We start from the raw sequence: 26,298 nt of genomic DNA, 5'->3' as shown, positions 1-26,298 counted from the left end.
GGTATATACTGTACAAAGCAAAATGTTGAAGAGTTGGGTGAGTTAAATCTTACTGCAAGAAGGCTAATAGATCATTTCTGGCCTGGTCCTCTCTCAATTATCGTAAATAAAAAAGAGATTATTTCAGATACATTCACGAATAACAACCCAACAATTTTATTACTTTCAGCAAAAAATAGAGTACTGTCTGAAGTAGTAAGGCGTTGTTCAATACCAATATTTTCTACAACTTGTAATTTCTCCGGTGAAAAAGAAATAACAGAATCCAGTATGCTCAAGCCTTTTGAAAATCTTGTTGATTTTATTGGTGTGGTTCAAAACTTTCATTTTCACTCGAGAGTAACTACTACGGTGAATTGTATTGAACAACCACCAAAAATAATTCGGCATGGTGCCATTAATGTACAGCAAATTAAAGATGTTATTCCTGAAATTCAGGAAAACCTGAGCCTACTGATTCAGTAAATTTTCAACGAACTCTTATCCACCCAAATAGAAGGTAGGTTTAATTATATTTAGTCAAATTTACGTTAATGCGTAAATCTTAGGTTAATAAATTTACATTTCTATTCTAGAGATAATAGCTGTTGGAAAAAGTCAGAATGATATTTAAGATTTAATAAACATTTGAAGTGATGTGACTTAGACTAATGCAAGGAATTTCCAAAAAACAAATTGAACAATTTAATGAAGAAGGCTACTTAGTTCTCCGTAATGTTATTTCTAAAGAGGACTTTGCGCTTGTTCATGAAGAATACACAAATCTATTAAATGACTTGGTAACAAAATGGAAAGAAGATGGATACATTGATTCGTCTTTGCCTGGATCAAATTTTACAGATCACCTCCTTCAACTCTGTTCGCAGCCTTCATTTCCATTCCAGCTCATCAGTCAGCTCGATATAACACTCCCTCATATGCCCTTCTCAGTAATTCGTGAAGATAGTTCTGTACACATAGGTCCTGCAGTTTTGTCGCTTCTGCGAAATCCATTTATTCTCAACAAACTCGAAAGTATTTTGGGCTCTGAAATTTGTGCAAGCCCTAACCAGCACTGTCGTACAAAGTTGCCGGAATCTTTAACTACACCTGGATTTAAAGCCAACAAAGGTGAAACTATTTATGCCAAAACAATGTGGCATCAAGATATGCAAACCCAGATGCCTCAATCAAATGATACTAATCTCATAACAGTTTGGATACCAATGAGTAATGTCAATGAAGAGAATGGGTGTCTTTTGGTAGCTCCTGGTTTGCATAAGAACAATGATTTACTTCCCTGGCCCATGAGTGAGGAGATTATAGAAAACTTAAATCATTGTAGTGTACCTATACCAGTTGAACTGGGAGATATTGTTCTTCTAAACAAAAAAATACCTCATACCGCATTGCCTAATAAAAGTAATTGTATTCGATGGAGTTTCGATTTTCGTTATTATGCGGCAGATCAGCCTACCGATCGTCCATGGTTTCCAAATATTCTTGTCCGCAGCCGCTCTAATCCTGATAAGGAAATTAAAGATGCAACACAGTGGTTGGAAATGTGGCTAAAAGCACGGCAAAAATTAGCAAGAGCAGCCCAGCCATTACCGGGTCGAAGAGAGTTTGCCACTCTTGTAGCAAACGCTTTAATAAAGAAGTGGGAAGATAAAAACTTTGCTGGCACAGATAGTGTATTGTATTAAAAAGTAAAGATGTAAATTGACCACAAACTTTATTGCTGCACACCAGTTGAAATTATCTAAAACTCAAAGTTTTAAATAAATTTCGTACTAATAAAAAACTTAAGATGGTCACAAATTACCCAGATTTTGATTGTGTTTATTACTCTTTCTAGATGTCAATTAAACACTTACCTTTAAGGTATTGTCTAGAAAAATCTACCTCAATTGTCATTTAATGATGATTGAATAAAAGAATTAAGCAGACATTACGTTACATAAATGAGGAGCAATAATATGGAAAACCCAAGGGAATTTGAGCGTGCATACAATAAAGAATATAGCTCAAAATCAGTTCCACAGTTTAACAATAACTTTCAGCCTGAATTGATTCGGCTTCAAAATGAAAAAGGGGAAATTATTAAAGATAATCTTGTAAGATGGAATCTTCTAAAAGAAACATACAAAGTCCAAGATATCTTTGAAAAACTCTTACTTGAACTGTTTTTAATTCATCATCCTGAGCTAAAACCAAAACCTGAGTGTGTGAAAGAGGAGTTTGCAAAATACAAGGCGCATTATATTAAGTTTGATAATGAGTGGGCTGCAGGAGTGTGGGCGGCGTATCCTAATAAAACGCTTATCCATTTGCTGGAAGATAAAGATTACTACATCGTGAAAACTTCACGGAATCTAGGTTTGCTAACAGAAGACAATCTTTCGCGGCTTAAAAATTTGCGGGTGGCAGTTGCTGGTCTCAGTGTTGGTAGTATCACTGCACATTGTTTAGCTATGGAAGGTGTGCGACAATTTTACTTTGCAGATTTTGATGAGCTATCTGGCTCTAATCTTAATCGCTTGCCTGCTTCATTAGCTGAAATTGGATTAGCTAAAACCGCCATAATTGGGAGAAAAATTTGGGACCTAGACCCTTTTGCTGAGATTACTTGTGATAATAGGGGTTTATGTGAGGAAAGTATTCATTCATTTTTCGGTGGCGATAACCCAGTTGATGTGGTAATAGATGCAATGGATACTATCGAAGGCAAAATCCTATTACGAAAAGAGGCAAAAAAACGCAAGATACCAGTGGTTTGGATGTTACACATGGGCGATGGTGTAGTTCAGATTGGTGTTGAGAGATACGATCGGAATCCAGATTATCCACTATTCCATGGTAGACTCGAAAGGATGCAGAAGAAATTCAACCGTGAGTTGAATTATTTTGAAAGTTTTCTTAGCATTGTCAACTACGAGCATCTTTCTTCAAAAGTAGCCTATTCTTTCTTAGGTACTTGCGAATACTCTTTTCCTGGTGTTTCACAGTTGGCAAGTACTATTTTTATTGCAGCAGGTACAGTTGCAAAAGTAGTAAGAATGATAGCATTTGGGGACAACGTCAATAATGAATTCTTTGTTACAGTAGATAGTGTAGCTAACAAAAATTTTCAACAAGATAACCAAAAAGATCGCGAAGCAACTTACAAATTGATGGCATCTTTAGGTATTAAGAACGAATAAAGTTTATTTTTGAGTAATTTTTAACTTTGGATAAAAAATAACTGAGTTCGCGAGTATTAGGATCTTCTCATTTATGAGAAGTTAAGCTTATAACTCTCGACTCGCTTATTGTCCAGAGATTTAGGAAAAATGAAGAACTCAATAACAAAGGTTTTATCGTTTGAAAAAGATTGCGATCGCCGACTTAGCTAATTAATTAAATTCTAGCTTTGTAATATCGCTAAACCTTAACTAGATTTGATATAAGCCTGTTGGCGTTAATAAATTAGACTGACCCACTTTTTATATCAAATCCAACACTTTTCTGTCAGATAGAACTACGAATACTTTAGAGTGAGTAATATGTTTTTGAATAGAGAAAGAGCAACACTGCAACAAATCTTCCCAGGATTAGATGAAGAGCTTCAAAAGCTTTCTCTTATGAAGATGGAATGCAAAAATAGCCCAGCCATCAAACTATTTCGTGAATATGGTGGTCCCGGTCTGTTAATACCCATTAAGTATGGAGGGATAGGAGCAACCTTGCTCCAAGCTATTCAAATACAACGTGCTCTTGGAAGTCGCTCTCCTTCTCTCGCAGTTGCAGTTACTATGCACCATATTACGACGGTCATGATTCAGGCTATGATAACAGATCCGTCAAACTTTTCCCTCATTGAGCGTGTTGCAAAACAAAATCTCTATTTCTCTTCTGGTTTTGCTGAGGGGCGAACAAACAGTAATATTCTTGAATCTTGTATGCAAGTGAGGGTTGCTTCTGGTGGCTTAATCATAAGTGGCTGCAAGAAGCCATGCACTTTGTCAACTTCTATGGATCTAATGACTGCAAGCGTTATACTCCCAAGCCAGGACGGGCAAACGAATGAATTGGCATTAGCAGTGATATCTGCTGACGATCCAGGAATAGAACGCTGTTCCTTTTGGGAGAGTTCGGTTCTTCTTGGTACTGAAAGTGATGAAGTCAAGCTTCATGATGTTTATGTACCTGAAGAATATATATACAATATGGGTGACCCAAGCCAGTTAACCTTCATATTAGCTAAGACATTTACTTGGTTTCAAATGCTAGCTTCAGCTGCATATCTTGGTATTGCCAGTACATTAGTCGAGCGGACATTGATAGCTAAGAAAGGTATAGCTACTGAGCGTGTTGCAATTGTAACTGAAATAGAAGGAGCAATGTCTGCACTTGAGGGAATTGCTTATTCAATTATGAATGCTGAACAAGGTGAAAACGAAAGTACAGTAGCACAAACTTTACTTGTACGCTATTTAATTCAAGCTACCATTGAGCGTGTTACAGCAAGATCTACAGAAATCTTAGGTGGTATAGCTTTTATTAAATCATTTGAAATAGCTTACCTTTTTGCATCTGCACATGCTCTTGCATTTCACCCTCCATCACGCCTTAGTGTTACTTCGGGACTAGATAAGTATTTATTAGGTGAAGGTTCTCTTGAAATTTAAAATGGGTGTGGCTCTTCTGGAAGGTTAATCACGTCAGCTTTGGCACTCGTTAGCTAGGATAAAGCTTTTGCAAACATATTTTTATAACGATTGATGCTTGCATATGTTGTCATGTATAAGTTTTAGGTTTTATACCAAAATTTAATTTTTATCCCTAAAAGAGACGCATCCTTTTAGTTAAATAAAAATTCCGTCAAAATAGGTATCAAAGCATTTTCAATATTTATTTGTAAATTTTGGGAAGGGTATAATGATTCAAAAAAAAATCCAAAGCGCTGACAATGTTAACGTGGAACTTAATAGTTTAAATCATTTTCTTTCTAAGTACAGCCAATACATACTTCCTAACTCTGGTTTAGGCGAGCATTTATTAAAATCATCCAAGCAACTATTCAAGAGTTTAAATTTATTAAGAACAGATACCAATTTGACAGTTTCTCATAATTTAACAGTAGAGTCTGAGTTAAATTTAGATGTCATTCCTCAAGAAGGAATATCTATTGAAAAAGTTATTCAAAATATTATTATTAAATATTTAGGCAATGTTCCAAATTATTCATCAAATTATAGTCTTTCTAATGTTATCCCACCATCTCTAATACCTGCAATTCTTGCTAAATTTGCTTGTGCTATTATTAATCCAAATTTAGCATATGAAAGCTATGCTGGGAGAGCTATTGAAGCAGAAAGATTAGCAATATCACATATTGCTAAAATCATAGGTTTTGAACCAGAGGAAGCACTGGGATACTTTACTTTTGGAGGTTCTTCTGGTAATTATTGGGCAATAAGGTGTTCGTTAGAAAAGGCATTTCCTGGTTGGGGCAAAAAAGGTTTTAAGTTTTTCCTTAATAAAGAACCTATCATTATACAATCAAACATTGGACACTATACTAATATCAATGCTGCTAGATTGTTTGGAATTGGTACTGAAAATGTTATATCCATTCCTACTAAAGCCAATTTTGGTATATGTTTAGATAGTTTTCAATCACAAATGGAAAAAGCAATCAAAGATAACAAGCAAGTTATATGTATATATTTGATTGCTGGATGTACGGATTCTTTTGGGATAGATGATATAAAAGGTATTTTTGATATCTGTGAAGAGATTAGCCAAAAGTATAATGTTCCTAAACCCCATCTTCATGTAGATGCTGCTGTAGGTTGGATTTACTGCATCTTTAGAAATTATAATGTTAATGATAATCCTCTAGGATTTGATTTAGAAACTCTTATTAATATTAAAAAAATAATTAATTTATATTCTACTTTGTGTTATGCAGATTCTATCGTTGTCGATCCGCATAAACATGGTTTTACCTCCTATAGTTCTAGTGCTTTAATTTTTAAAAATAAGCAAGATTTGTTACTTCTTCAGAAAGATGTAGAAGAAACACCATATTTTACAGAGGATAGTTTTTGTTCTTTTCCAGGCGCTTATACACCTGAAACATCTCGTTCAGCTGACGGACCATTGATGCTTTTATCTAATCTATATGCTCTAGGTTATGAAGGGTACCAAACAATTATTGGTTATGCCATTCAAAAAACGAATGCTTTGAAATCAAAACTAGAATTTAATTTTAGTGATTCTATACAAATTTTAAATCAAAATATTCCAGGAACGAGTGTAATATGGCGATTTTATTCAAATGGCATTGAACCTAAAGCAGCATATCAAAGAGAATTATTTGGTACCAGTCAAGAAGATTATATTTTTACTCAACAAATAAATGAACATAATTATAATCTTTTTCAGAAAGGGAAATTCATGAGAAATTCTATGACTCCTATTTTAGGATATTCTCATCAAGTTATTTTAAGTAATTCTGGTATACCTATTAGTGCCTGGAAATGTATAATGTTTCATCCTTTTGTTGATATTGACTCAGTAGTCGAGCATCTTATAAATGTACTAAATGGCTGATAATTTGAAAAATAATTATCAATAAAAAAATAAATAAAATTAAAAGTTACTCGATCGTCCATCAAGAAAATATTAAGATATTTGCACTTCATTTTTATTTATATACAAGCCATTACTATCTATATTAGTATTACTAATATGCTTAATTACTGTGAAGAATTAGCTGAGCAAAAGCCCTTACTTATTGATTTCCAACAAGAGGGCGCTTCTAACCAAGTATTGCCTAATCCACCACTTATTACCAGTTACAACTCGGGGTGGAGAAATATTTACTTCGAGTATCACGCTCAACCTAGTTACAACACTCCAGAGCATCGTTTGACGATGCACACCATTAGTACTACCCTCTGTTCTACTTCTTCAGAACGTTGGTTCGATGGGTACAGACAAACTGAGTACCAAAACATAGGCACAATAGCCATTATTCCTGCTGGTATACTTCATCGATGTCTGTGGGAAGAAAATGTGCAGTTTATGTTTGTGGCAATTGAATCAACACTTCTATTTAATTTGGCTGCAGAAGTAGATTTATCTGAAAATATAGAATTAATTCCACAGTTTGCAACTAGACAAGATCCACTCATTCAAGGGATTTTGTTATCTTTTCAAGAAGAACTCAGCTCGAATATCCAGACAAATAACTTGTGTATTGAGCAGTTAACAACAACATTAGTTATTCATTTGTTAAAGAAATATTGTGTTAAAAACACACTAATTGCAACTTATAGTGGTGGATTGCCTAAGTACAAGCTGCGACAGACATTGGAGTATATTCATGCCCATCTTAATCAAAATATTAAATTGGCTGATTTAGCTGGGTCTGTAGGCATGAGCCAATATTATTTTGTCCGTCTATTTAAACAATCAATGGGTATCGCTCCTTATCAATATGTAATTCAACAACGAGTAGAAAGGGCAATGCAGTTGTTAAAACAAGGAAAAGTGACAATCACTGACATAGCTTTGCAGTGTGGTTTTGCTAACCAAAGTCACTTCACCAAACACTTTCGTAAAATCACAGGGGTTACACCAAGAAGTTATCAACAAATACCGCATACGTATGAAAATTATCCAATATTATGATTGACAAAAATACATATACGTGTATGAATCCATTTTGGTTATTTTAGTTAACAAAGTACACAATTGATTTCACTTTATGCGAGCTAAAATAGATTTTTTATAGGTTAAGATTATAACAGTGTTTAAAGCAATGTTCGCAAGGAAGCTAAGTGTGAGCAAGTATTGGAATGAAAATTCTAAAGTGCCAAGGACTCTCTACGACAAGATCTTTGATATGCATGTTGTAAAACCTCTTGGTGAGGATACGTTCCAACTGTTTGTTGGAATGCATTTTATTCATGAAGCTACCAGTCCACAAGCTTTCTCAATGCTTCGTGAACTTAAGAAAGGTGTTGCTTTCCCAGAGTTAACCATTGCAACGGTGGATCATGTAAATCCCACGAGTTCAACAAATCGTCCTTACTCTGATTCCATTGGAGAAGCAATGCATTCAGAGCTTGAGAAAAATACGAGAGATTTCGGAATCAAATTTTTCTCGCCAGAGGCTAAAAAGAGCGGCATTGTCCATGTGATTGGTCCTGAATTAGGTCTGACTCAACCTGGCATGACAATAGTTTGTGGTGATTCACACACTTCAACTCATGGGGCTTTTGGAGCATTAGCCTTTGGAATTGGCACTTCACAAATTCGTGATGTTCTAGCAACCCAAACCATTATTATGAACAGGCTGAAGGTACGTCGAGTTGTGATTAACGGAGAATTATCTTCCTTTGTCACGGCTAAAGATGTTATTCTTCATATAATCAATGTTCTTGGTCCCAAAGCAGGAGTTGGATACGCATATGAATTCGCAGGTTCATTGATTGACAAAATGTCAATGGATCAGAGGATGACTATCTGTAATATGGCTATTGAAGCCGGAGCGCGATGTGGATACGTGAATCCTGATAGCACAACCTTCTCATACCTGAAATCTCGACCTTTTTCACCCCAGGGTGAACAATGGGACGCGGCTGTTGCATGGTGGAGTAGTTTGGTATCAGACCAAGATGCCAATTACGATGATGAAGTTAGGATAGATGCTGCAGAAATTGCTCCAATGCTTACTTGGGGGATAAATCTTGGTCAATCTGCTCCTGTCAATGGTTTCATTCCGTCAATGAAAGATGTTCCTCTTGATCAACAAGATGCTTATGATGATGCTCTACGACACATGGGCTTCCAAGAAAACCAAACCTTGATTGGCACAAAAGTTGACGTAGCATTCATTGGTTCATGTACAAATGGTAGAACTAGCGATTTTATCGAAGTAGCAAAGGTTCTCAAGCAAAGTGGTCTGAAGGTCAAACCAGGGGTTTTTGCACTTGCAGTTCCTGGTTCCTACTCAGTCCGTGATGAGCTGATTGAGCTTGGGGTAGATAAAGTTTTCATTGAAGCGGGTTTTGAATTCAGGTTACCAGGATGTTCAATGTGCTTGGCAATGAACCCTGATAAGCTGATTGGAAACCAACTTTGCGCTTCATCATCTAATCGCAATTTCAAGGGTAGGCAGGGCTCGCCGAATGGAAGGACTGCAGTTATGTCTCCTCTTATGGTAGCTGCGGCGGCAGTTACAGGAGAAATATCCGATCCACGTGAAGTATTCAGTTAAATCAATTGAATACTTCCGTTTTTCACTGAGTAAAGGTTTACATCAATCAAGAGATTGAATATGGAAACAACATTGCCAAAAATAATTGAAATTAGCGGCACTAGTATTGTTCTCTCTCAAAATAATATCGACACCGATCGAATTATTCCCGCTCGATTTTTGAAGTCACTTTCTTTCGATAATCTCGGAATGAATGTTTTTCATGATGATAGAAAGTATTTTGAAAGTGTCAAAGGAGAAACCCACCCCTTTGATAACCCTGAACGAAAGAATGCAAAGATTTTAGTTGTAGCTCAAAATTTTGGTTGTGGGTCTTCTCGAGAGCATGCTCCACAAGCTTTATTAAGGTGGGGTATTGGAGCTATCGTTGGTGAGAGTTTTGGAGAAATTTTCTTCTGGAACTGTTCTACTATAGGGTTACCTTGCGTCACTATCGATGCTTCTCTAGCTCAGGCAGTTAGAGACCTTGCAAATGATAATCCCGGTTTGCTCTTGTCAATTAATCTTAAAAAGAAAACTTTACAGGCTGCAGGAAACTGTTGGGATATTGAGATAAACGAAACAGCGAGACAAAGCTTTGTTTCCGGTTGTTGGAGTACCCTAGCTACACTGGAATCTGCTAATGAGTTGATTCTAGCGAAGTCGAGGAGGCTTCCCTATCTTAACGGGTGGAAGATGTGAGTGCGTTAGGTTAATCTCTGACATTGCTAGGACTTACGCATTGACAGAAGGAGGGCGATATGTATTCAGCCCCAAATTTTGTTTTAACCCACATTCCGCGAGCGGGACAAAAATGGGGGATCTAAGCAATGTGCTCTCGTAAACTACCTGCACTGACCTTGTGTTATCTAGACCACAACGTACACAAGGTTAACCATATAAGCATTTGACGTTGTGAATAATTTCTACAACGTTGACAGTGGATATTTGAGAAACATCTCTTGGAAAGGTATCCACTGTTCATCATTCGTGTAAAGAAGAATACCATCTTTAGTATTCTGGCTGGCAAGAACTAATTTTTTCTTTTTAGCCAATGTATACCATTCATTGAACATATCCAGTTCAGATTTCTGCTGAACTGGATTCTTAGGAATCCAAGCTTCTTCTATTGCTTTTTTCAACCATGCTCCTGGTTCTTCAAGATTGCTACTAGCCATTGCTTCTTTGAAAGCTAAGATTGTATTTAAAACAGTTTCTTCTGATGCTGACTTAATTGTTTTTGTTAATGTTGCATTCAATTTAATTTCAAGTAAATCAAGTTGCTGTTTGATGTTATCACTAATATCCGGCTTTGCAGCCCTTTTCTTATCTAATGATGCTACTTTAAGGTTATCTTGCAATGTAGCAGATGAATTGTTATTCCAAAGCAGAGGAAATGCTTAGCTTTTCAATGAAATTGCTACTTCACTACCTGCATGGTGGTTTTGTCATATTAAGTCCGGTTAATTAGTTAAGTAAAGACCATAGGGGATTTGGCTATTGTGCTCGGGAGAGGGAGTGTGACGTTACAAAGATGGTTAAAGGCTTATAGAGAGTCAGAAATCTGTCTTTTTGCCTTCGTTTGAAGAAGAATGAATTTATTGAATTTAAAAATGAAATTTGTCTGGAATTAAATGAGTTGGGTTTATCACCAGGGATTTCTTTCTTTTTACAAGGAGTTAAGGTAACTAAACAGAAAGGTTTTAGAGGTTTCAACGTAGCTTGTAAATGGCGACGTAAAATTAGAGGAATAACTCCAAAAGAAGGATGGTTTATTCTGACAAGTTTCGAGACGTTAGAATTAGCAATTGCTGCTTATAAAAAAGATTTGATATAGAAGAAATGTTCCGTGATTTTAAAAGTGGTGGCTATAATTTAGAGGAAACTAAGGTATCCAACAAGCGCTTAATTTCTCTGATTATATTGATAGCGATCTGCGCTTCGCAGCAGCGCTTCTCTATCGCATATACATCTGCCACAATTCATGGACAAGAAATTAAACAAAAAGGTATCCAAAAATATGTTGGTCGGGTTAAAGAATATGGGCGAATTGAAAGGCGGCACAGTAGTTTTTATGTCGGATTGTATGGGCAAAATTGGGTTAATTTTATGGCATTATGTGAAGATTTAGTCATCCAATTAATGAGATTATGTCGCAATAAGTGGAAGTATTATCAACAAGGTCTAAGAGCCATGAAGCTTCTTCTATCTGTCTCCTAGCCTTTGTTGTCACCCCTTCAGTTCAATTAGATAATGGTGCTTTTCATTTAAGCCAGACTCTTGTCATACCAGAAAATATTATTCTACTGTTTCAACCTCCACATACCCCACAAGTGAACCCAATTGAACGTTTATGGGAAGAAGTGAAAAGACATCTAAGCTGGGAATGCTTTGGAACTTTAGATGAGTTAAGAACAGCTATTTGGCAACAACTTGATAAATTAAACACATCAATTGTTGCTTCTATTACAGGTTGGGGTTTTATTCTAGATGCTTTATTTGCATCAAATTTTTCGTGAAATGGTATCAGAACACATTACGTTCATATCTATGAAGTTGGCTCGCCAGAAGTGAAGCAGCATCTAGCGTTCAGAGACTATATGATTGTTCAAAAGGAAGACGCACAGAAATATAGTGAGTTGAAGCGCGAGTTGGCGAGAAAGTATCCATACGACATTGATACTTTACAAGTCTCGACGCGAGAGAAGAAAGACCTCCACGCACGCTCCGTAATACTCATAGTACGCGCCATCGCCCACACTGCACTGCACGGGAGATGTCCAGAGGGTGCTTTGAGGTCAAAAGTTAAGAATGAAAGATCTTCCAGCCACTTTTCCGAGCTATTTCTCCATCCAACGCGATCTCCAAATTTTTCGTAGTCTTGACCGACGCTTTCCCAGATGCGCTTTTGCACGCTAAAGCCAAAGCGACCGCTGCTATATTTTACCCAAAGTTGGTCAATAGTGCGTAAGTCCGTACATCTTAAATTTTCGATAGACTCAATATTTAGTTCTTTTTTTCCACCAGATGCTTTCAGCAGAAGCACGAGAGTTTCTTCATCTGCTTCAAACCACTGTTCTGCTTTTAATAAATTCCGTAGTTTGGTGTAGTCTACATTGCATTCACTACTAAGGTCATCATCTAAAGGAGCAGTGTCAACAGTACTTCGAGTTTCAATAACTTCATTTGTCTGTGGGTTAAAATCCTGTCGATTAGCACTGGGGGAATCTACAATCTGTTTTTTATCCAACAGCTTGGGAGTCAGTTCCTCTGCAATCCCCTGTATCTGAATTAGCGTGCAACCGAGTTCATGAGCAAATTCAATCGATATCTTTTAAGTTGCTGACCACTTAAGTTCATATTTCAAACCCATTGAGTATCAAATGCATCTTGCCCTGTTCCGTAAATCAAATCCCCGTATTCCTGCCAATGGGCTGTTTCTTGTAGGGAGAGTGGGGGCGCATGGAGAACAGATAGGTTTTGAGCTAGTTGCTGTCTGGTTTTTGGGGCGGTAAGTGCCAGATGTACAGCCCGGTGACGCAGCACATAACGGTAACAATCTGCTGCCGTGGGTGGTTCAAAGTGCCAGTTAGGATGACCTTTTAACAGAGACCCCCAACGGGTGCAAGTGAATGCCACCACAGGAATATTGGCTTTTTGAGCGCTGGGTAAAACATCCTCTTCAGCCTTACGATGTGCCATGTTGTAGCGGTGCATCAGTATATCGCATTGACCGCGTTCAATTATCTCTATGGCGATAGGTCGGTTGTGGGTGGTGACTCCCACGTAGCGAATCAGTCCTTTTTCTTTCCAATCTCGCAATTCATCAAGTATCGCTCGAACTTGATTCATGTCATCATCGGGGGAGACATATTCGATAAAAAACACATCCACCCCATCAACATTGAGGCGATGGCGCACGGAGTTGAGGTAATGATGTAACGAGCTAATATCTCGGGTTTCACTTCCCGTTGCAACCAACACTTGTTCGCGCTTTGCAGCCAGGAGGAGTTTTAGCCCACCTAAAAAGTTTTCATCATCCAGATTGTAAAAAAAGAAGTAATTGATGAGAGCCTCAAACGCTACTGCAACAGTCTCAGTGTCTATCTGCGGCTGTCCTGCCAAACCCAGAATGCTTGCTTTTTGTCCTGATAGTGTTGTGACCTGCACTGTCAACTGTATTTTTTATTCCACTATATATACTAACAGAAGCGGAAATCTTGGGAATTGGTAGACTATTATCAACAGTGATAACTGCGATCGCCGAGTTTTTTCTACTCTAAGCGATCGTCATCCCAGGAAGCGAAAACTTCTTGCCACTCCTCATCTGTTTCGGGTGATTTCCCTTTAATAAGACCTATAAACCGGGTTAACTTCTTTGCCTTTTGTGCGTCTTCACCAAAAACCTCGACCAAATCCCGCTCGAAGTCAGGGTTGTAGCCTTTAGCAACAAGAGCCGCATATTCAGTATCGGTCATGTTTAAGTCGTAGATGGGTTTGTCAGTCATAAAAGAAGTGCTCGATCGCTACAGATATTTCTATTTTGGCTTATGAGCAAGAGTTAAACGAGCGATGGGACACTGATGGAATTAAAGTAGTAGCAACTTACACCAAAAAGACCGAGTGCTTCCACCTCACGTACAACGGTAGTTTTCCCAGCGCCGGATGCACCCGTGACCACGAGCAATGCTGGTTGGCTGCTCATTCTATCATTCTCCTAAATACAGGAAAATTAAAAAATATCATACGCTAACTGCGATCGCAGGCAATTTTGAAAGTTTCCTTGCATTAAGTAAATCCAATTATTGTTACGAAGGAAGCGATTTAATCTGTAAAAAAAGAAGTAATTGATTAAAGGCTCAAACGCTACTGCAACATTCTCAGCGTCTACCTGGGGCTACAAAAATTTTCAAGTTGTAGTAGAATTTTATAAGGTATAGCAACTCAGCCCTAAAGACAAATTTATTTACAACCCAGCACAATTAGCAATTAGATACAAATTAACCTTTATCCTATTGGCTGGGCAAGTTGTGATACTTTTTAAACTCCTTTTGAAGGTCTTTTGGAAAATCTAAGGCTGTACAAGAGCAGCAAAAACTTTTTATTTGAGGAACAAATTTTCATTTACTGTGAGGTTTTCTCAATTAAAGTAAGTTTTTGCGAGAAACAGCACGCTTATTGTGCATAAGTTAAAGAATGGGAGAAATATGTTTTTTGTATGTCATCCCAATCTCACGCACACCCATGCATCTCCAAAACAACCACTCCAATCGCAGCAATTCCAATTTAAGAAAACAGAACTGGCTGCAGTTGTTGCTTTCCTCTAATTTTCCCCGATTGTTCCCTAAATTAATAGTTCAATAATAGTTTCAAACATTTTACAACTTCTATGAGTAAAATTCTCAAGTTAATTGGTTCAGTAATGGGTGGTGTTGGCACTATATTTACTGTTGCAGGCATCGTCAATGGACTGAATACTCGTTCTTTCGTCAGTACAGCAATACCAGCACAAGGTACAGTAGTCAATTTAGTCAGACGTTTATCAACTAATAGTGATGGTGAAGTTTCCGAGCTTTACTATCCAATGGTTAGATTTACCACAAAATCTGGAGAAGAAAGGATATTTGAATCCAATACAGGTAGCTACCCACCAAGATTTTCTCTAGACCAACGCTTGGAAGTATTATACAACCCTCACAATCCCACTTCTGTCGAGATTAATTCTTTTTTTAGTCTTTGGGGAGTGGCAATTGTTTTTACTAGTTTGGGGTCAATTTTTTTGGTCATTGGGGGATGTTTAATCATCATGCCATTGATAAAGAAGGCTGCTTTTCCCGCAGCTAAAGTATAAAAAAAAGGGAGATAAGTAAAAAATTGTCTCTGTATTTTTTCGGATTACAGCGAGACACAACTGCATATAAGGTGTATCAAATAACATAATAGTTGCCAAGTAAAACATCTGTTCTTACTTGACATAGGGAAGAGATGGCAAAAGCACGAGTTGGGGTGTTATGGATTTTGTAGTTCTTGATACGGAAGGCAAACCAGAATTAAGGGAACTGGCGATCGTGGATAATCGAGGGCGGGTGATTTATGAAGGGTTTTCCAAAAATCATCCCAAAAACAGTGTCTCCATACCTAACCTCAAAAGTCTGACAACTCTGCTAACGGAATTTTTGAATGTTGTGCAAGGTAAGAAAATAGTTTGCCATTATGCTCAGCACGACAAAGAAATACTCGAATCCAGTTTTCGTAAAGCTGGTTTGGTACTACCAGATTTAGAATTTGACTGTTTGCTCGGAAAATTCTCTACGCCTCGGAGTCCTCATGCTAGTATCATAAACTAAATTCGTAAAGGGTAATGCTGCTGTAAATTTTAGGAATAACACTAAACCCTTGGTAAATAGGTAGGCAGAAATAAAATCATATATGTTAAGAACTGTAAAAATGCTATAGCCCTTACAAATGACAAGTGACAAATGACAAAGGACGACCAAAACCCGTTAACTTTATTTGTACCGATCTACTTAATATATTGACCTCAACTTTTGATTCAATGTCGCACCAACTACCCCAGGCGTAAACAATTGGTTCATCAACATCTTGGTTATTTGTGCTATATCCAATTTCTCTTTCACGGAGTGCATAGTTACGGTGTTTGCGTAACGTCACCAACCACTGCGACATTTGTAATGCTTGTGTTTTCGTTGGTTTTAGCTTAAAGTTCCACCGTACTTGCACGCTTAAATCACTTCTTTGACTAATTTAGCTATAATTACCTATTATATAGACACGGCACAGAATTTCCTCACCTGAAATCAAAATTGCCTTCACTGTAGACTAACTCATACTTTGTGTCCACCGTTGGAGGTTCACCTTTGGAAATTGTTAAACTTTATATTCAGAATCAAAAAGACACTTGACGGGGAATGAATTCCCCTACGGGCTTCATCCCCATGCATAAATGCAGGGGCTTTCGCCCTTTAATCTTTGGTAAAGAATTTTCTAATTGGGCTGCATCTCCTTGTTCTGCAAGAGTTTCAGATGCGCCTTCTTGCTGAAGACCTATGGAATCCACTCGATCGCGGTGCTGCCAAGGTAAGCATCTATGCCCGGATTACCTTGAAAGCTAACGGAATAGACGCGCAACCGAACAAGTAAAATTTGGCAGCAATGGCGAAGTTAGCTCGTCAGAACTGAGTAAAGTTGCAACCAGCTTAAGTTGAGCTTTATCACGTCTGTAAACTTCAACTTGTTGCAATCGCCAATCTAAAATCCAATATTCTTGTACTCCTCTAAAAGCGTATAATTTTAATTTTGCTTCTCGGTCACGACGTTGGTTCACAACTCCCTCAGAAAGTACTTCAACAGCTAAATCTGGCGCTCCGGTTAGGTGTCCTGCATCGTCAATCAAAGCGAGGAGACGTTCTTTACTTACCCAAACGACATCGGGAATTACATTATCAGCATCAGTAAAGATAACTCCGGGAGTGGGAATCGCTTGTCCGGTTTTCACCTGTTAGATTGTCAATTGACGATTCATGCTATTTGTCCCAAGTGCCAAAGGTCATTAATGCCCCTTTAACACTTGGTAGACGATTGGGGAAAACACTCGCTTCAATAACTCACCAAATTAGAGAATCTTTGATTTGAGTGGCTTCTAAAGTGCTGTCATCGAAGGTAATACACATACGCATGGAGACTGGCAATTCAAAAGCGGATGTTAAAAGCGTCCGCTTCTCACATCGCTCAAGCTAATACCATAGAACTGTTGAGCCTGCTTAATCGCTTGCTTTGTGTCATCCCCCATAACACCATTGAGGTCACCCTTATAAAAACCCCTCTCTTGCAGTCGTCTCTGTATTTCCAAAACATTAAAATCACTACTGCTAGTAGGGCTAACTATGCTATGTAATTTAGCCCGAGTTGTCGGACCCGCAACACCACTGGCTGCCAAGTAGTTATCCGCTTGGAACTTCTTCACTGCATCTGCCGTATAAGGTCCAAAATAACCGTTTGGTTCTCCTTGTAAATATCCAGCCTTGATTAACTGTTCCTGAAGAACTCTCACAGCTTCACCACTACTGCCCAGGCGGAGTTTATCTTCACTGACATTCCGTCTGGGTGAATCTTCCCCGTAACCCACGCCAACAGGAGGTAATTTTGTTTGAGTAGCTTGCCCTACGATACCGTCAGTTTCTAGATTATAAGCTTGTTGAAAGCGTTTCACCGCCTCTTCGGTAATAGGACCAAAAATCCCTGTTGCGTTACCGTAGTAAAAACCAGCCACACGCAACCGTTCTTGCAGAACTCTAACCGCTTCACCTTCATCACCTCGTTGCAAGAGGTTAGGATCGCGACGCTTCGTGGCTACTGTACTCTCGCTGCTTGTGTTTCTCGCTTGAGAATTTTGGCTGGTTGGTTTTTTCGCTTGGGTACTCTCGGTGCTTGTGTTTCTTGCTTGAGAATTTTGGCTGGTTGGTTTTTTCGCTTGGGTACTCTCGGTGCTTGTGTTTCTTGCTTGAGAATTCTGGCTGGTTGGTTTTTTCGCTTGGGTACTCTCGGTGTTGGGTTTTTTTGCTTGAGAATTCTGGCTGGTTGGCTTTTTCGCTTGGGTACTCTCGGTGTTGGGTTTTTTTGCTTGGGTATTCTCGGTGTTTGTGTTTCTTGGTTGAGAATTCTGACTGGTTGCTTTTTCGTCTGAAGAAATCTCCTCAGAGGTACTCCAACCCTCTAATTTTTGTAAAGTCACTGGTCCTGCAACACCATTAACATCCAAGCCAGCGGATCTTTGAAAGCGACGCACAGCCTCCTCTGTAGATACATCATACAGTTGCGTGATAGGAGCTTGATAAAAACCAGTCCGTCGCAACTGTTGTTGTAAATTTCTGACAGAAGGACCCCTATCACCTTTTTCTAGTGCTAGGGCGCTGCTATAAGCACTGAGGACAGACAAGGTCAAGGCTAGAGGTAACATATACTTCCAAGCCTTACCAGATAGCCGTGTCCAATCAGGTGCTACTGCCTTCTTGAATAAACGGCTGACAGAGATAATTTCTGTGGAGGGCAGATCTTCGTAGACAGAAGCTGCATATAGGTACGCAAGATTCTCCATAATTTTTTCTACACCACCTATTTTTCTTCTATGGCTGCTTCGGCTTGATGAACAAGGTTTCTTAAATGTTCCAGTATCGATATATCTACATACTGCCATAAACCGCGCTGATACGCTTCTAGTAATCTTTCGGCAATATCACGTAATGCCCAAGGATTCTTTTGCTGTATGAAATCTGAAACAACCGGGTCAAACAAATACGCATCTGCTATTCCTTGGTACATATGTTCTTCTACACATTTGGCTGTAGCATCGTAAGCAAATAAATAATCTACTGTCGCCGCCATTTCAAATGCTCCTTTATACCCGTGACGCATCACTCCCGCAATCCATTTGGGATTAACAACCCGAGAACGGTACACTCTTGCAATTTCTTCTTGAAGCAAGCGCACTCGCGGTTTACTAGGAATCGAATTATCGCCAAAATACGTTTGGGGATTCTTACCCCTGACAGCACGAACTGCTGCGGTTAAACCACCTTGAAACTGATAATAATCATCAGAATCGAGCAAATCGTGTTCCCGATTGTCTTGGTTGTGCAACACGATTTGCATTTGTCGCAACCTCATTTCAAAAACCTCTGGTGCAGCACGCCCCGTTACAGAAGAGTGAGGGAGTGGGGGTGCAGAGGTCTCCATATCTTGTCCACCATAGGCGTAACAACTCCAGTTAATATAGGCACGAGCTAAATCTTGGTCGTCTGTCCAGTTTTGCGCTTCTATCAAACCTTGAAGCCCAGCACCGTAAGCACCTGGTTTGGAACCAAAAATGCGGTAATGCGATCGCACTCTTGCCTCTGATAAACTTAAACCAGAGTTTGTCCAAAATTCCGTTTCCTGACAGACTTGTGCAGCTATTGGATTTTCCTCTTTTGGTTCGTTAAGCGCCGCCACAGCAGCTACAGCCTTATCAAATAAATCAATCAAATTCGGAAAAGCATCCCGGAAAAAACCAGAAATTCGTAACGTCACATCAACACGGGGACGTCCCAAAACAGAAAGGGGCAAAATTTCAAAATCCACAACCCGCCGCGCCGAACCATCCCAGACTGGTTGCACACCAAGTAATGCTAACGCCTCAGCAATATCATCCCCTCCAGTCCGCATAGTCGCTGTTCCCCACAACGACAAACCGAGTGTTTTTGGATACTCGCCATGTTCTTGCGTGTAACATTCAATCAGTGCTTCAGCAGCTTTTCTGCCAACATCCCAAGCCGTTTCTGTAGGAATGGCACGAATATCAACAGAGTAAAAATTACGACCTGTAGGTAAAACCTCCGGACGTCCCCGAGTTGGCGCACCTGCAGGCGCACTGGGAACATATTTCCCATCAAGCCCCCGTAACAAATGAGTGATTTCTTGACGAGTTTGTTGCAAAGAAGGGAGAAGGAAAGAGCGTATCCAGTCAAGAACTGTGGAAAGGGGGAGTGAGGGAGAGAGGGAGAGGGGGGGTGTAAGAATCTGTTCTACGAGTTGGGCGGCTTGATTTTCTAAGACTTCTACAGCATCGCCGATAGTGCGGCAAGAGAGTTGAGTTTTTTCCAGTAAAATTTGATGGCTGCTAGCAGATAAGCGATCGCTAAAATCAGAGGTGAGGGGGTCAAAATCAAGACCCCAATCTTGAGCTAAAGCACGTGTTAGCCCAATATGATGGCGATTGGAATGACGGGCAATTGCTACAATTAAATCCCGTAACTGTTGTCCTTGGGGACATTGCCCAAAGATATGCAATCCATCCCGAATTTGTGCTTCTTTTAATTCACAAAGGTAACCATCAATTTTGCTAATACTATTAGCCATTAACAATAAGCTATCAGGCAATCTTAAATCTAAATGAAGATTTTCTCGAGCTACCAAATTCTGTATGCGATCGCAAACCATTGGCAACCGATTTGGATCTAAACTTTCCGCCTCATAATACTCATCAATTAAATTTTCCAGCTCATGCAAACCACCGTAAAGCTCTGCACGAGTCAATGGAGGCGTTAGATGATCGACAATGACAGCTTGAGCGCGACGTTTAGCTTGGGAACCCTCACCAGGATCGTTAACAATGAAAGGATACAAATGAGGAAGAGAACCTAAAGCCACCTCCGGGTAACAATCCCTTGATAAAGCGACACTTTTACCAGGCAGCCATTCTAAATTCCCGTGTTTCCCCACGTGAATTACGGCATCAGCACCAAAACACTCTTTTATCCAGTAATAAAAAGCTAAATAAGCATGAGTTGGTTCTAAATCCGGTGCATGATAATTCAAACTAGGGTCAATATCGTATCCCCTCGCTGGTTGAATTCCCACAAAAACATGACCGAATTGAATGCCAGGAACAGGGAAGGAGACAAAGGACTGGGGAAACCAGGGGCTGGTGAAAATTCTACCTGTCTGTTCTCCTTGTGTAGTTGTCTGTTGCTCCTCTACACAGCTACCCCAACGCTCACCAATACCCTGCCTGACAGCTTCTGGTAAAGAAGCAAAATATTCTTGATAAACCTCCCAAGAAACACTTTGCTCCACCGAACGTAATTCCCTACCTTCTGGATCGTTGGTCATTCCAGACGTAAGACGCTGTATCAAATCATCTCCACTCTCCGGTAAATTTTCTACAAAATACCCACTTGAGTGCATGGCTTGCAGAATTTCTACACAACTTGCAGGTGTATCCAATCCTACACCATTAGCCAAACGCCCATCACGAGTGGGGTAATTTGCCAAAATCAAGGCGACACGTCTTTCTTGAGGAGCCTTTGAGCGCAACACTACCCAATTTGCCGCCAAATCAGCAACAAATTCCACACGGGAAGGTTCTGGTTCGTAAACCACCACATCCGTTTCTAAATAGGGATTGGTACTTTGTACGGACTTAAAAGACACTGCACGAGTGATGATGCGCCCATCGACTTCTGGCAAAGCTACATTCATGGCAATATCGCGGGGTGCAAGCCCTTGAAATCCCGATTCCCAGTGCTCAATGGTACCACTACTGAGTATAATTTGCAATACAGGTATATTGAATTGCTCCCATAAATCAATTTGAGGAGTTTCTGTTTCCAGCCGTGCCAAAGAAAAACTTGTCGTATTCATTAGCAAAGCAATTTGCTCGCCATATTTTGGTTGAAAAAATTCTTTAAGATCGCTTTGAACATCAATTTCACGTAAAGAAGAAACAAACACTGGCATCGGCTCTAAATTGCGCTTTGCCAAAGCCGTGCAAAGGGCATCAATCACTTTTGTGTTACCTGCAAGATAATGAGCGCGGTAGAAGAGAATGCCGACTTTAGAAGCGTGGGATAGTGTCCCGCCCTCTCCCCTTCTCCACTCATACAACCCGACACGGGGAACCATCTGGGGTGGTGGAGGATTAAAAGAAGTTGAAAAACAAATATCCCCGATAAACAGCAAAGCGTTAGCAAAGTTCTCCACCCCACCTTCGTTAAAATAACGCCATACCTGATTCACGGTGTTTAGAGGTAGAGTAGATTGAGAAATTAAATAAGGATCTAGAGCGTCATCCCCTGGCATTACAATGAGAGTAGTACCATTACGTCGCGCAATTTCCCGCACGACTTCTAAGCCATAAGCCCAGTCGGAACGTCCTCCGAGTAGGCGTAGAATGATAACCTGAGCTAGTTCTAAAACTTTCTCAGCATAGTCATCAATACTTGTTTGATGCTGTAACTGCAGCAGATTGGCAACTTTAAAAGCAGGGAAATTTGCAGGGAGTTTGGGTACAACAGCAGCCAAAGTTTGAATATCGGTGTCAGCAGATGTGAGAAAAATTATGGGGGATGGACTCTGTTCTAAAAAAATTATCCCTTCTGACTGAGGGTTCCAACCCCCTGATTTGGTATTAATACGATGCATAATCTCTAATTACCGTTTTAAACTGTTGGTTAGGACACAGTAACAAACTTTTGAGCAACAGCAAAAACCCCTTTCATGCCAGATATTCAACAATGTCTAGTTCTTCTGATTTGAGCTTCTCTCGAACCTTACCTAGTAGTACGTTTAATCGGCTTGGGGAATTGTTGCTGCAAATGGCTCAATCAGTGGGAAAGGCAGCTCTGGTTCTCACAGAAGATGTGTTAGTGCCGATTAATATATCTCCAGAGTGGCGGGTAGATCGCTTTACTGTGGTAGTTTCTCAACAATTTAGCGCACTCTTGATTGGCACAGCCGTTGAACCAGAAGAGGGAGACGAGGTAGAGGGAGGAGCAATTTCCCCGTTGTCTTTCTGCGAAAATTTCCTACTAAATTGTCATTTGACATTTTGTGCGCGAGAAATTTCTACCTTTCTCTCAAATTTGAAGGATTTGTTTCAGAATGATTCTCAAACCTATCATCGGCTTGAATATTACTGTCAAATTCCCGGTCTTAATGATGCTAAGCTTCAAAGTCAATTCACTTTATTATTGTTGAACTGTCTCCTATCCCATTCAAACCAAGCTTTAACAGAATCATCCTCAATTAACCCTAACGTTTCTGCGTGTCAGCCTGTAGAAGCAGCTTTGAAAAAGCAGATTGCCCAGGAACGTTTATTGAATCAAGTCACAACTCAAATTCGCAAAAGCTTGGATTTATCGGTAATTATTGCAACGGCAGTTACACAAGTCAGAGAATTTTTGGAATTAGATAGACTTGTAGTATATAAATTTGAGCATTCAACCGCTAAAAATCAAGAATCAAAATTTAACACTCAAAACCTAACTGACAACTATTTTGTTGAATTATCACAACAGCAGCTATCACAACAGCGCCTATCCGACCTAGCAGCCTGTATTGTCTACGAAGTTCGGGCTCATGATGGGATTCCATCAGTCTTGCATCATAAAGAAGAAAATTGCTTTAGGCAAACAAGCCAATGTTGGGAAAGGTATAACCAAGGCTTTACCTTAGCTATAGATGATGTTGAAAAAAGTTATCCTTTAGAAGAGTGTTTGTTGGATTTTTTAAGAAATGCCAAAGTTCGGGCAAAATTAGCTTCTCCAATTATGTTTGAAGACAAACTTTGGGGATTGCTTATTGCTCACCAATGTGATGAACCCCGACGCTGGACTGACAGTGAAAAAACTTTTTTGACATCGATAGCCGAACAATTAGCGATCGCCATCCACCAAGCAGAGTTAATGGGTTCTCTGACAAAAGAAAAACAACGTTTGGAAGAACGAGTTATTGAACGCACAGTTGCTCTACACGACGCCCTAGTTGCTGCAGAAGCCGCAAGCAGATTGAGAAGCGAATTTCTCGCCACCATCAGTCACGAATTACTCACACCTTTAACTTATGTTATTGGAATGTCCTCCACTTTGTTGCGCTGGTCTTTTGGGGAGTTAACCAAGCGCCAACGGGATTATTTGCAAACTATTCACGACAGTGGAGAGCATTTATTAGAGATGATTAACGATATTCTTGAACTCTCTCAAATAGAAGCGGGCAAAGCAGTATTGAATATATCAGAATTTTCATTGCTAAACATAGCAGAATCTACAGTTAACGGGCTTAAAGAAAAAGCAATAACCAAGCGAGTTAATCTTAAGCTCGAATCCCAAATCAACCTACAATGCGATCGCTTTACAGCTGATGCAAGAAGAGTACAACAAATTCTGTGGAACTTGCTCACAAATGCTGTAAAATTTACGCCAGAGGGAGGCAACGTTACACTGTGCATTTGGGTAGAAGATGACAATGCCGTATTTCAAGTAGAAGATACTGGTATTGGCATTCCAGAAGACCAGTTATCACTTCTGTTTGAGAAATTTCACCAACTTGATACACCCTACCGCCGCCGTTATGGGGGAACCGGTCTTGGTTTAGCATTGACAAAACAACTTGTGGAACTTCATCGGGGTCGAATTGAAGTAGAATCCACCGTAGGCGTTGGCTCAGTATTTACTGTTTGGATACCAGCCCAACCAATGCCAGTACTAACCCTTGAGTAGGGTTGGTTATTTGTCATTTGTCCTTGGTCATTTGTCCTTTGTTGTTTGTAACAAATAACTAATGACCAATAACTCATAAAAGGGCAGTAGCTAGTAGTTTTGCTACTAACCACTAACCACTAACCACTAACAAATTACAAATTCTCCGCGTCTCGAAGTTCACCCGGTCGCACGGTAAACTGCTGAGTTCGATCGCCCCGTTGCACCGTTAAGCTCAAGGGCTGATTCACGCGGCTTCTTTCTACCAAATCTTGCAACTGTTCTGCGGTAGTCACTTCTTGTCCATCAACTTGAACGATCGCATCTCCCCGACGCAAGCCAGCAGATGCGGCAGGGCTATTAGGCACAACCTGCATGACTAGTACACCATTGACTTCCGGTACCATGAAAGTTGAATTGGGGTCTTTGTTAGACTCTTGTGCCTTTTCTGGAGTCAGGGTGATCGTGCGAACACCAATGTAGGGATGGGAGATTTTCTCGCCCCGAGCTAAGGTATCTTTAATTAATTTGGCTTTATCAATAGGAATGGCAAATCCAATTCCCTGAGCATCGGCACGAATCGCAGTATTAATGCCTATGACTTCTCCTTGTTCGTTGACCAGGGGACCACCAGAGTTACCGGGATTGATAGCAGCATCAGTTTGGATAAAGTCTAAGCGTTTATCGGGGATGCCAACCTGAGCGCTAGACCGATTAAGGGTGCTAACGATGCCCAATGTTACAGTGTTATCTAAACCCAATGGGTTGCCAACTGCTATTGCCCAGTCACCTACCTGCACGTCCTGAGAGTTACCTAAAGCAGCTACGGGCAGGTTTTTTCCCTGAATTTTTACAACAGCCAAATCGGAAGGTTCATCTACCCCACGCACTTCTCCTTTAAACTTGCGCCCGTCCTTCAAGGTGACCGTAACAGAATCAGCACCACTTACAACGTGAGCATTGGTTAGGATAATGCCGTTAGAATCAACGATGAAACCAGACCCTTCACCTCGCTGGCGGTATTCTTGAGGTTTTTGGTAATAAGAATCATCACCAAAAAACTCCCGGAAGAAAGGATCTGCAAAAAAGGGATCGGGAGCACGCATCGTGATTGTACGCTCCGTATCAATTCTTACAACTGCGGGACCAACTTTATTGACAGCACCACTCACAAAACTGCGGATAGCCTCTTTTTGGGCAGCTATAGGAGGTGAGTTCTCCTGGAACGTTTCTACTTCAGTAGTACTGGGTACGGTAATACTGGGTACGGTAATACTGGGAAGAGACGACCGCCGCAGAATTGGCAAGTTGGGAAATGCCCACAAAGTTGTTAATGTTAGCACCACGCTTAAGATAGCGACTAAAGCATGGCTGGTGACTTGACGTAGGAGGGGTAAAAAACGCTGTTCTTCAGAAGATGATAATGACATATTAATTTTTTCTATCTCCGACTTTCCCAAAAAGCTAACAGGTTGCAAAAACCGATGCATTATGACTTATCGTCTCTAAGACCATTATGGCGCTAGCTTGTTTTTGGCGATAGCTTTGCTGCTGCCTTCGGTAGATCGCTCAGAGCCTGCCTACAAACAACTTTCCATACCTTTGCGTAATTTCACTATTTTATTAAGTAGGTAAAAATGTACATAAATGAAAACAGATCGCGGTATCCCTCAAAACAATAGAGAGGAACGTTATATGTCTATTTGGTTATGGATTGCACTAATTTCTTATATTTCGGGCGTCATTGTTCAATGGCTTGAACGCAAGCAAGACTTTCAGGAACTCGACGAATACAATAACTTTCCCATAGTTTGGGCAGCTCAAGTTGTTTTAAGCGCTGGCTGCTTTTTAGAAGCTTTAGCATGGCCAATTGATTTATTCTACCCACCCACTGCAACTGACTGATTGTTGGCACTTTTCCGGTACAAAAAACTTAAAACAAACACGACTACAGTAACGACAAGTAAAATCCCTGTATTTGGCTCGTAGTAGCGCTTCAGCGCATGCACCACTACATACTAGTAATGGTTGGCA

At 39.9% G+C, this 26,298-nt stretch carries 23 protein-coding genes and 5 pseudogenes; 17 read left to right on the top strand and 11 right to left on the bottom strand.

Annotated elements, in window-relative coordinates:
* From ACYRY3_RS25180 to ACYRY3_RS25145, 8 genes are all read left to right on the top strand, one after another.
* Positions 1–465: L-threonylcarbamoyladenylate synthase (locus tag ACYRY3_RS25180; protein ID WP_460204362.1), on the top strand; the 465-nt coding region annotated here is incomplete at its 5' end.
* Positions 466–650: 185 nt separating this feature from the next.
* Positions 651–1,685, top strand: coding sequence for a phytanoyl-CoA dioxygenase family protein (locus ACYRY3_RS25175; RefSeq protein WP_460204361.1), 1,035 nt, complete (start codon positions 651–653; stop codon positions 1,683–1,685).
* A 273-nt stretch (positions 1,686–1,958) separates the two neighbouring features.
* Complete coding sequence (locus ACYRY3_RS25170) at positions 1,959–3,182, top strand: ThiF family adenylyltransferase (protein WP_460204360.1); 1,224 nt, start codon at positions 1,959–1,961, stop codon at positions 3,180–3,182.
* 342 nt (positions 3,183–3,524) lie between these two features.
* The gene (locus ACYRY3_RS25165; protein WP_460204359.1) at positions 3,525–4,649 is read left to right on the top strand and encodes an acyl-CoA dehydrogenase; all 1,125 of its coding nucleotides are present in this window, start codon (positions 3,525–3,527) and stop codon (positions 4,647–4,649) included.
* 250 nt (positions 4,650–4,899) lie between these two features.
* Positions 4,900–6,579, top strand: a complete 1,680-nt coding sequence (locus tag ACYRY3_RS25160; RefSeq protein WP_460204358.1) for a pyridoxal phosphate-dependent decarboxylase family protein — start codon at positions 4,900–4,902, stop codon at positions 6,577–6,579.
* A gap of 138 nt (positions 6,580–6,717) precedes the next feature.
* Entirely contained in the window at positions 6,718–7,662 is a 945-nt protein-coding gene (locus tag ACYRY3_RS25155) for an AraC family transcriptional regulator (protein WP_460204357.1), read from the top strand.
* 181 nt (positions 7,663–7,843) lie between these two features.
* A complete protein-coding gene (leuC, locus tag ACYRY3_RS25150) occupies positions 7,844–9,253 on the top strand; it encodes a 3-isopropylmalate dehydratase large subunit (RefSeq protein ID WP_460204371.1) in 1,410 nt (469 codons plus the stop codon).
* 60 nt (positions 9,254–9,313) lie between these two features.
* Positions 9,314–9,934, top strand: a complete 621-nt coding sequence (locus ACYRY3_RS25145) for a 3-isopropylmalate dehydratase small subunit (RefSeq protein ID WP_460204356.1) — start codon at positions 9,314–9,316, stop codon at positions 9,932–9,934.
* 224 nt (positions 9,935–10,158) lie between these two features.
* Here the strand turns inward: ACYRY3_RS25145 and ACYRY3_RS25140 are convergent, their stop codons facing one another.
* Complete coding sequence (locus tag ACYRY3_RS25140; RefSeq protein WP_460204355.1) at positions 10,159–10,593, bottom strand: hypothetical protein; 435 nt, start codon at positions 10,591–10,593, stop codon at positions 10,159–10,161.
* A gap of 197 nt (positions 10,594–10,790) precedes the next feature.
* Between ACYRY3_RS25140 and ACYRY3_RS25135 the strand changes: the two are divergent.
* The 3 genes and pseudogenes from ACYRY3_RS25135 to ACYRY3_RS25125 all read left to right on the top strand — a co-directional run.
* Positions 10,791–11,452: pseudogene (locus ACYRY3_RS25135) on the top strand (transposase family protein); the annotation flags it as partial.
* Positions 11,395–11,751 (top strand): transposase, encoded by a 357-nt coding sequence (locus tag ACYRY3_RS25130; protein ID WP_460204354.1) that lies wholly within the window; start codon positions 11,395–11,397, stop codon positions 11,749–11,751. The pseudogene ACYRY3_RS25135 and the gene ACYRY3_RS25130, both read left to right, overlap by 58 nt.
* Before the next feature lie 51 nt (positions 11,752–11,802).
* A pseudogene (locus tag ACYRY3_RS25125) lies at positions 11,803–11,856 on the top strand (hypothetical protein); the annotation flags it as partial.
* On the opposite strand, the gene ACYRY3_RS25120 reads toward ACYRY3_RS25125, so the two are convergent.
* From ACYRY3_RS25120 to ACYRY3_RS25105, 4 genes are all read right to left on the bottom strand, one after another.
* On the bottom strand, positions 11,841–12,482 hold the full coding sequence (locus ACYRY3_RS25120) for a GUN4 domain-containing protein (protein ID WP_460204353.1): 642 nt from the start codon (positions 12,480–12,482) through the stop codon (positions 11,841–11,843). The pseudogene ACYRY3_RS25125 and the gene ACYRY3_RS25120 sit on opposite strands and share 16 nt — an antisense overlap.
* 113 nt (positions 12,483–12,595) lie before the next feature.
* Positions 12,596–13,402: an aldo/keto reductase gene (locus tag ACYRY3_RS25115; RefSeq protein WP_460204352.1), complete on the bottom strand. Its 807-nt coding sequence runs from the start codon at positions 13,400–13,402 to the stop codon at positions 12,596–12,598.
* A 104-nt stretch (positions 13,403–13,506) separates the two neighbouring features.
* Positions 13,507–13,740, bottom strand: coding sequence for a hypothetical protein (locus tag ACYRY3_RS25110; RefSeq protein ID WP_460204351.1), 234 nt, complete (start codon positions 13,738–13,740; stop codon positions 13,507–13,509).
* A 53-nt stretch (positions 13,741–13,793) separates the two neighbouring features.
* Complete coding sequence (locus ACYRY3_RS25105) at positions 13,794–13,937, bottom strand: hypothetical protein (RefSeq protein WP_460204350.1); 144 nt, start codon at positions 13,935–13,937, stop codon at positions 13,794–13,796.
* 684 nt (positions 13,938–14,621) lie between these two features.
* Between ACYRY3_RS25105 and ACYRY3_RS25100 the strand changes: the two genes are divergently transcribed.
* Positions 14,622–15,083, top strand: coding sequence for a DUF3592 domain-containing protein (locus tag ACYRY3_RS25100; RefSeq protein WP_460204349.1), 462 nt, complete (start codon positions 14,622–14,624; stop codon positions 15,081–15,083).
* A gap of 160 nt (positions 15,084–15,243) precedes the next feature.
* Positions 15,244–15,579 carry a 3'-5' exonuclease family protein gene (locus ACYRY3_RS25095; RefSeq protein ID WP_460204348.1) on the top strand — a complete coding sequence of 112 codons (336 nt, stop codon included), beginning with the start codon at positions 15,244–15,246 and terminating at the stop codon, positions 15,577–15,579.
* Between the two features lie 112 nt (positions 15,580–15,691).
* Here ACYRY3_RS25095 and ACYRY3_RS25090 read toward each other — a convergent pair whose 3' ends face one another.
* Positions 15,692–15,973, bottom strand: a complete 282-nt coding sequence (locus tag ACYRY3_RS25090; protein ID WP_460204347.1) for a helix-turn-helix domain-containing protein — start codon at positions 15,971–15,973, stop codon at positions 15,692–15,694.
* Positions 15,974–16,032: 59 nt separating this feature from the next.
* Between ACYRY3_RS25090 and ACYRY3_RS25085 the strand changes: the two are divergent.
* Positions 16,033–16,155, top strand: a pseudogene (locus ACYRY3_RS25085) (transposase); the annotation flags it as partial.
* Here the strand turns inward: ACYRY3_RS25085 and ACYRY3_RS25080 are convergent.
* A complete protein-coding gene (locus ACYRY3_RS25080; protein ID WP_460204346.1) occupies positions 16,140–16,310 on the bottom strand; it encodes a hypothetical protein in 171 nt (56 codons plus the stop codon). The pseudogene ACYRY3_RS25085 and the gene ACYRY3_RS25080 overlap by 16 nt on opposite strands.
* A gap of 51 nt (positions 16,311–16,361) precedes the next feature.
* A pseudogene (locus ACYRY3_RS25075) lies at positions 16,362–16,739 on the bottom strand (Uma2 family endonuclease); the annotation flags it as partial.
* Between ACYRY3_RS25075 and ACYRY3_RS25070 the strand changes: the two are divergent.
* Positions 16,740–16,817, top strand: a pseudogene (locus tag ACYRY3_RS25070) (transcriptional repressor); the annotation flags it as partial. It abuts the pseudogene before it with no gap.
* A gap of 138 nt (positions 16,818–16,955) precedes the next feature.
* On the opposite strand, the gene ACYRY3_RS25065 reads toward ACYRY3_RS25070, so the two are convergent.
* Together ACYRY3_RS25065 and cobN are read right to left on the bottom strand one after the other, a co-directional pair.
* A complete protein-coding gene (locus ACYRY3_RS25065; RefSeq protein ID WP_460204345.1) occupies positions 16,956–18,347 on the bottom strand; it encodes a peptidoglycan-binding protein in 1,392 nt (463 codons plus the stop codon).
* Positions 18,348–18,364: 17 nt separating this feature from the next.
* On the bottom strand, positions 18,365–22,210 hold the full coding sequence (gene cobN / locus ACYRY3_RS25060; protein ID WP_460204344.1) for a cobaltochelatase subunit CobN: 3,846 nt from the start codon (positions 22,208–22,210) through the stop codon (positions 18,365–18,367).
* A gap of 92 nt (positions 22,211–22,302) precedes the next feature.
* Between cobN and ACYRY3_RS25055 the strand changes: the two genes are divergently transcribed.
* Positions 22,303–24,285 (top strand): GAF domain-containing sensor histidine kinase, encoded by a 1,983-nt coding sequence (locus ACYRY3_RS25055; protein ID WP_460204343.1) that lies wholly within the window; start codon positions 22,303–22,305, stop codon positions 24,283–24,285.
* Between the two features lie 134 nt (positions 24,286–24,419).
* Here the strand turns inward: ACYRY3_RS25055 and ACYRY3_RS25050 are convergent, their stop codons facing one another.
* Entirely contained in the window at positions 24,420–25,694 is a 1,275-nt protein-coding gene (locus ACYRY3_RS25050; RefSeq protein ID WP_460204342.1) for an HhoA/HhoB/HtrA family serine endopeptidase, read from the bottom strand.
* Between the two features lie 217 nt (positions 25,695–25,911).
* Here ACYRY3_RS25050 and ACYRY3_RS25045 point away from each other — a divergent pair, with 217 nt between their 5' ends.
* Positions 25,912–26,169 (top strand): hypothetical protein, encoded by a 258-nt coding sequence (locus ACYRY3_RS25045; RefSeq protein WP_460204341.1) that lies wholly within the window; start codon positions 25,912–25,914, stop codon positions 26,167–26,169.
* Positions 26,170–26,298 lie beyond the last annotated feature (129 nt).

The organism is Scytonema sp. NUACC21 (assembly GCF_054684315.1).
The sequence above is the reverse complement of the archived record's forward strand: the minus strand, read 5'-3'. Positions and strand labels throughout refer to the sequence as shown.

Excerpts from the sequence above, each read along its gene's own strand:
- ACYRY3_RS25175 (WP_460204361.1), top strand. The coding sequence starts at position 651 with ATGCAAGGAATTTCCAAAAAACAAATTGAACAATTTAATGAAGAAGGC.
- ACYRY3_RS25170 (WP_460204360.1), top strand. The coding sequence starts at position 1,959 with ATGGAAAACCCAAGGGAATTTGAGCGTGCATACAATAAAGAATATAGC.
- ACYRY3_RS25165 (WP_460204359.1), top strand. The coding sequence starts at position 3,525 with ATGTTTTTGAATAGAGAAAGAGCAACACTGCAACAAATCTTCCCAGGA.
- ACYRY3_RS25160 (WP_460204358.1), top strand. The coding sequence starts at position 4,900 with ATGATTCAAAAAAAAATCCAAAGCGCTGACAATGTTAACGTGGAACTT.
- ACYRY3_RS25155 (WP_460204357.1), top strand. The coding sequence starts at position 6,718 with ATGCTTAATTACTGTGAAGAATTAGCTGAGCAAAAGCCCTTACTTATT.
- ACYRY3_RS25145 (WP_460204356.1), top strand. The coding sequence starts at position 9,314 with ATGGAAACAACATTGCCAAAAATAATTGAAATTAGCGGCACTAGTATT.
- ACYRY3_RS25110 (WP_460204351.1), bottom strand. The coding sequence starts at position 13,740 with ATGACTGACAAACCCATCTACGACTTAAACATGACCGATACTGAATAT.
- ACYRY3_RS25105 (WP_460204350.1), bottom strand. The coding sequence starts at position 13,937 with ATGAGCAGCCAACCAGCATTGCTCGTGGTCACGGGTGCATCCGGCGCT.
- ACYRY3_RS25100 (WP_460204349.1), top strand. The coding sequence starts at position 14,622 with ATGAGTAAAATTCTCAAGTTAATTGGTTCAGTAATGGGTGGTGTTGGC.
- ACYRY3_RS25095 (WP_460204348.1), top strand. The coding sequence starts at position 15,244 with ATGGATTTTGTAGTTCTTGATACGGAAGGCAAACCAGAATTAAGGGAA.
- ACYRY3_RS25065 (WP_460204345.1), bottom strand. The coding sequence starts at position 18,347 with ATGGAGAATCTTGCGTACCTATATGCAGCTTCTGTCTACGAAGATCTG.
- cobN (WP_460204344.1), bottom strand. The coding sequence starts at position 22,210 with ATGCATCGTATTAATACCAAATCAGGGGGTTGGAACCCTCAGTCAGAA.
- ACYRY3_RS25055 (WP_460204343.1), top strand. The coding sequence starts at position 22,303 with ATGTCTAGTTCTTCTGATTTGAGCTTCTCTCGAACCTTACCTAGTAGT.
- ACYRY3_RS25050 (WP_460204342.1), bottom strand. The coding sequence starts at position 25,694 with ATGTCATTATCATCTTCTGAAGAACAGCGTTTTTTACCCCTCCTACGT.
- ACYRY3_RS25045 (WP_460204341.1), top strand. The coding sequence starts at position 25,912 with ATGAAAACAGATCGCGGTATCCCTCAAAACAATAGAGAGGAACGTTAT.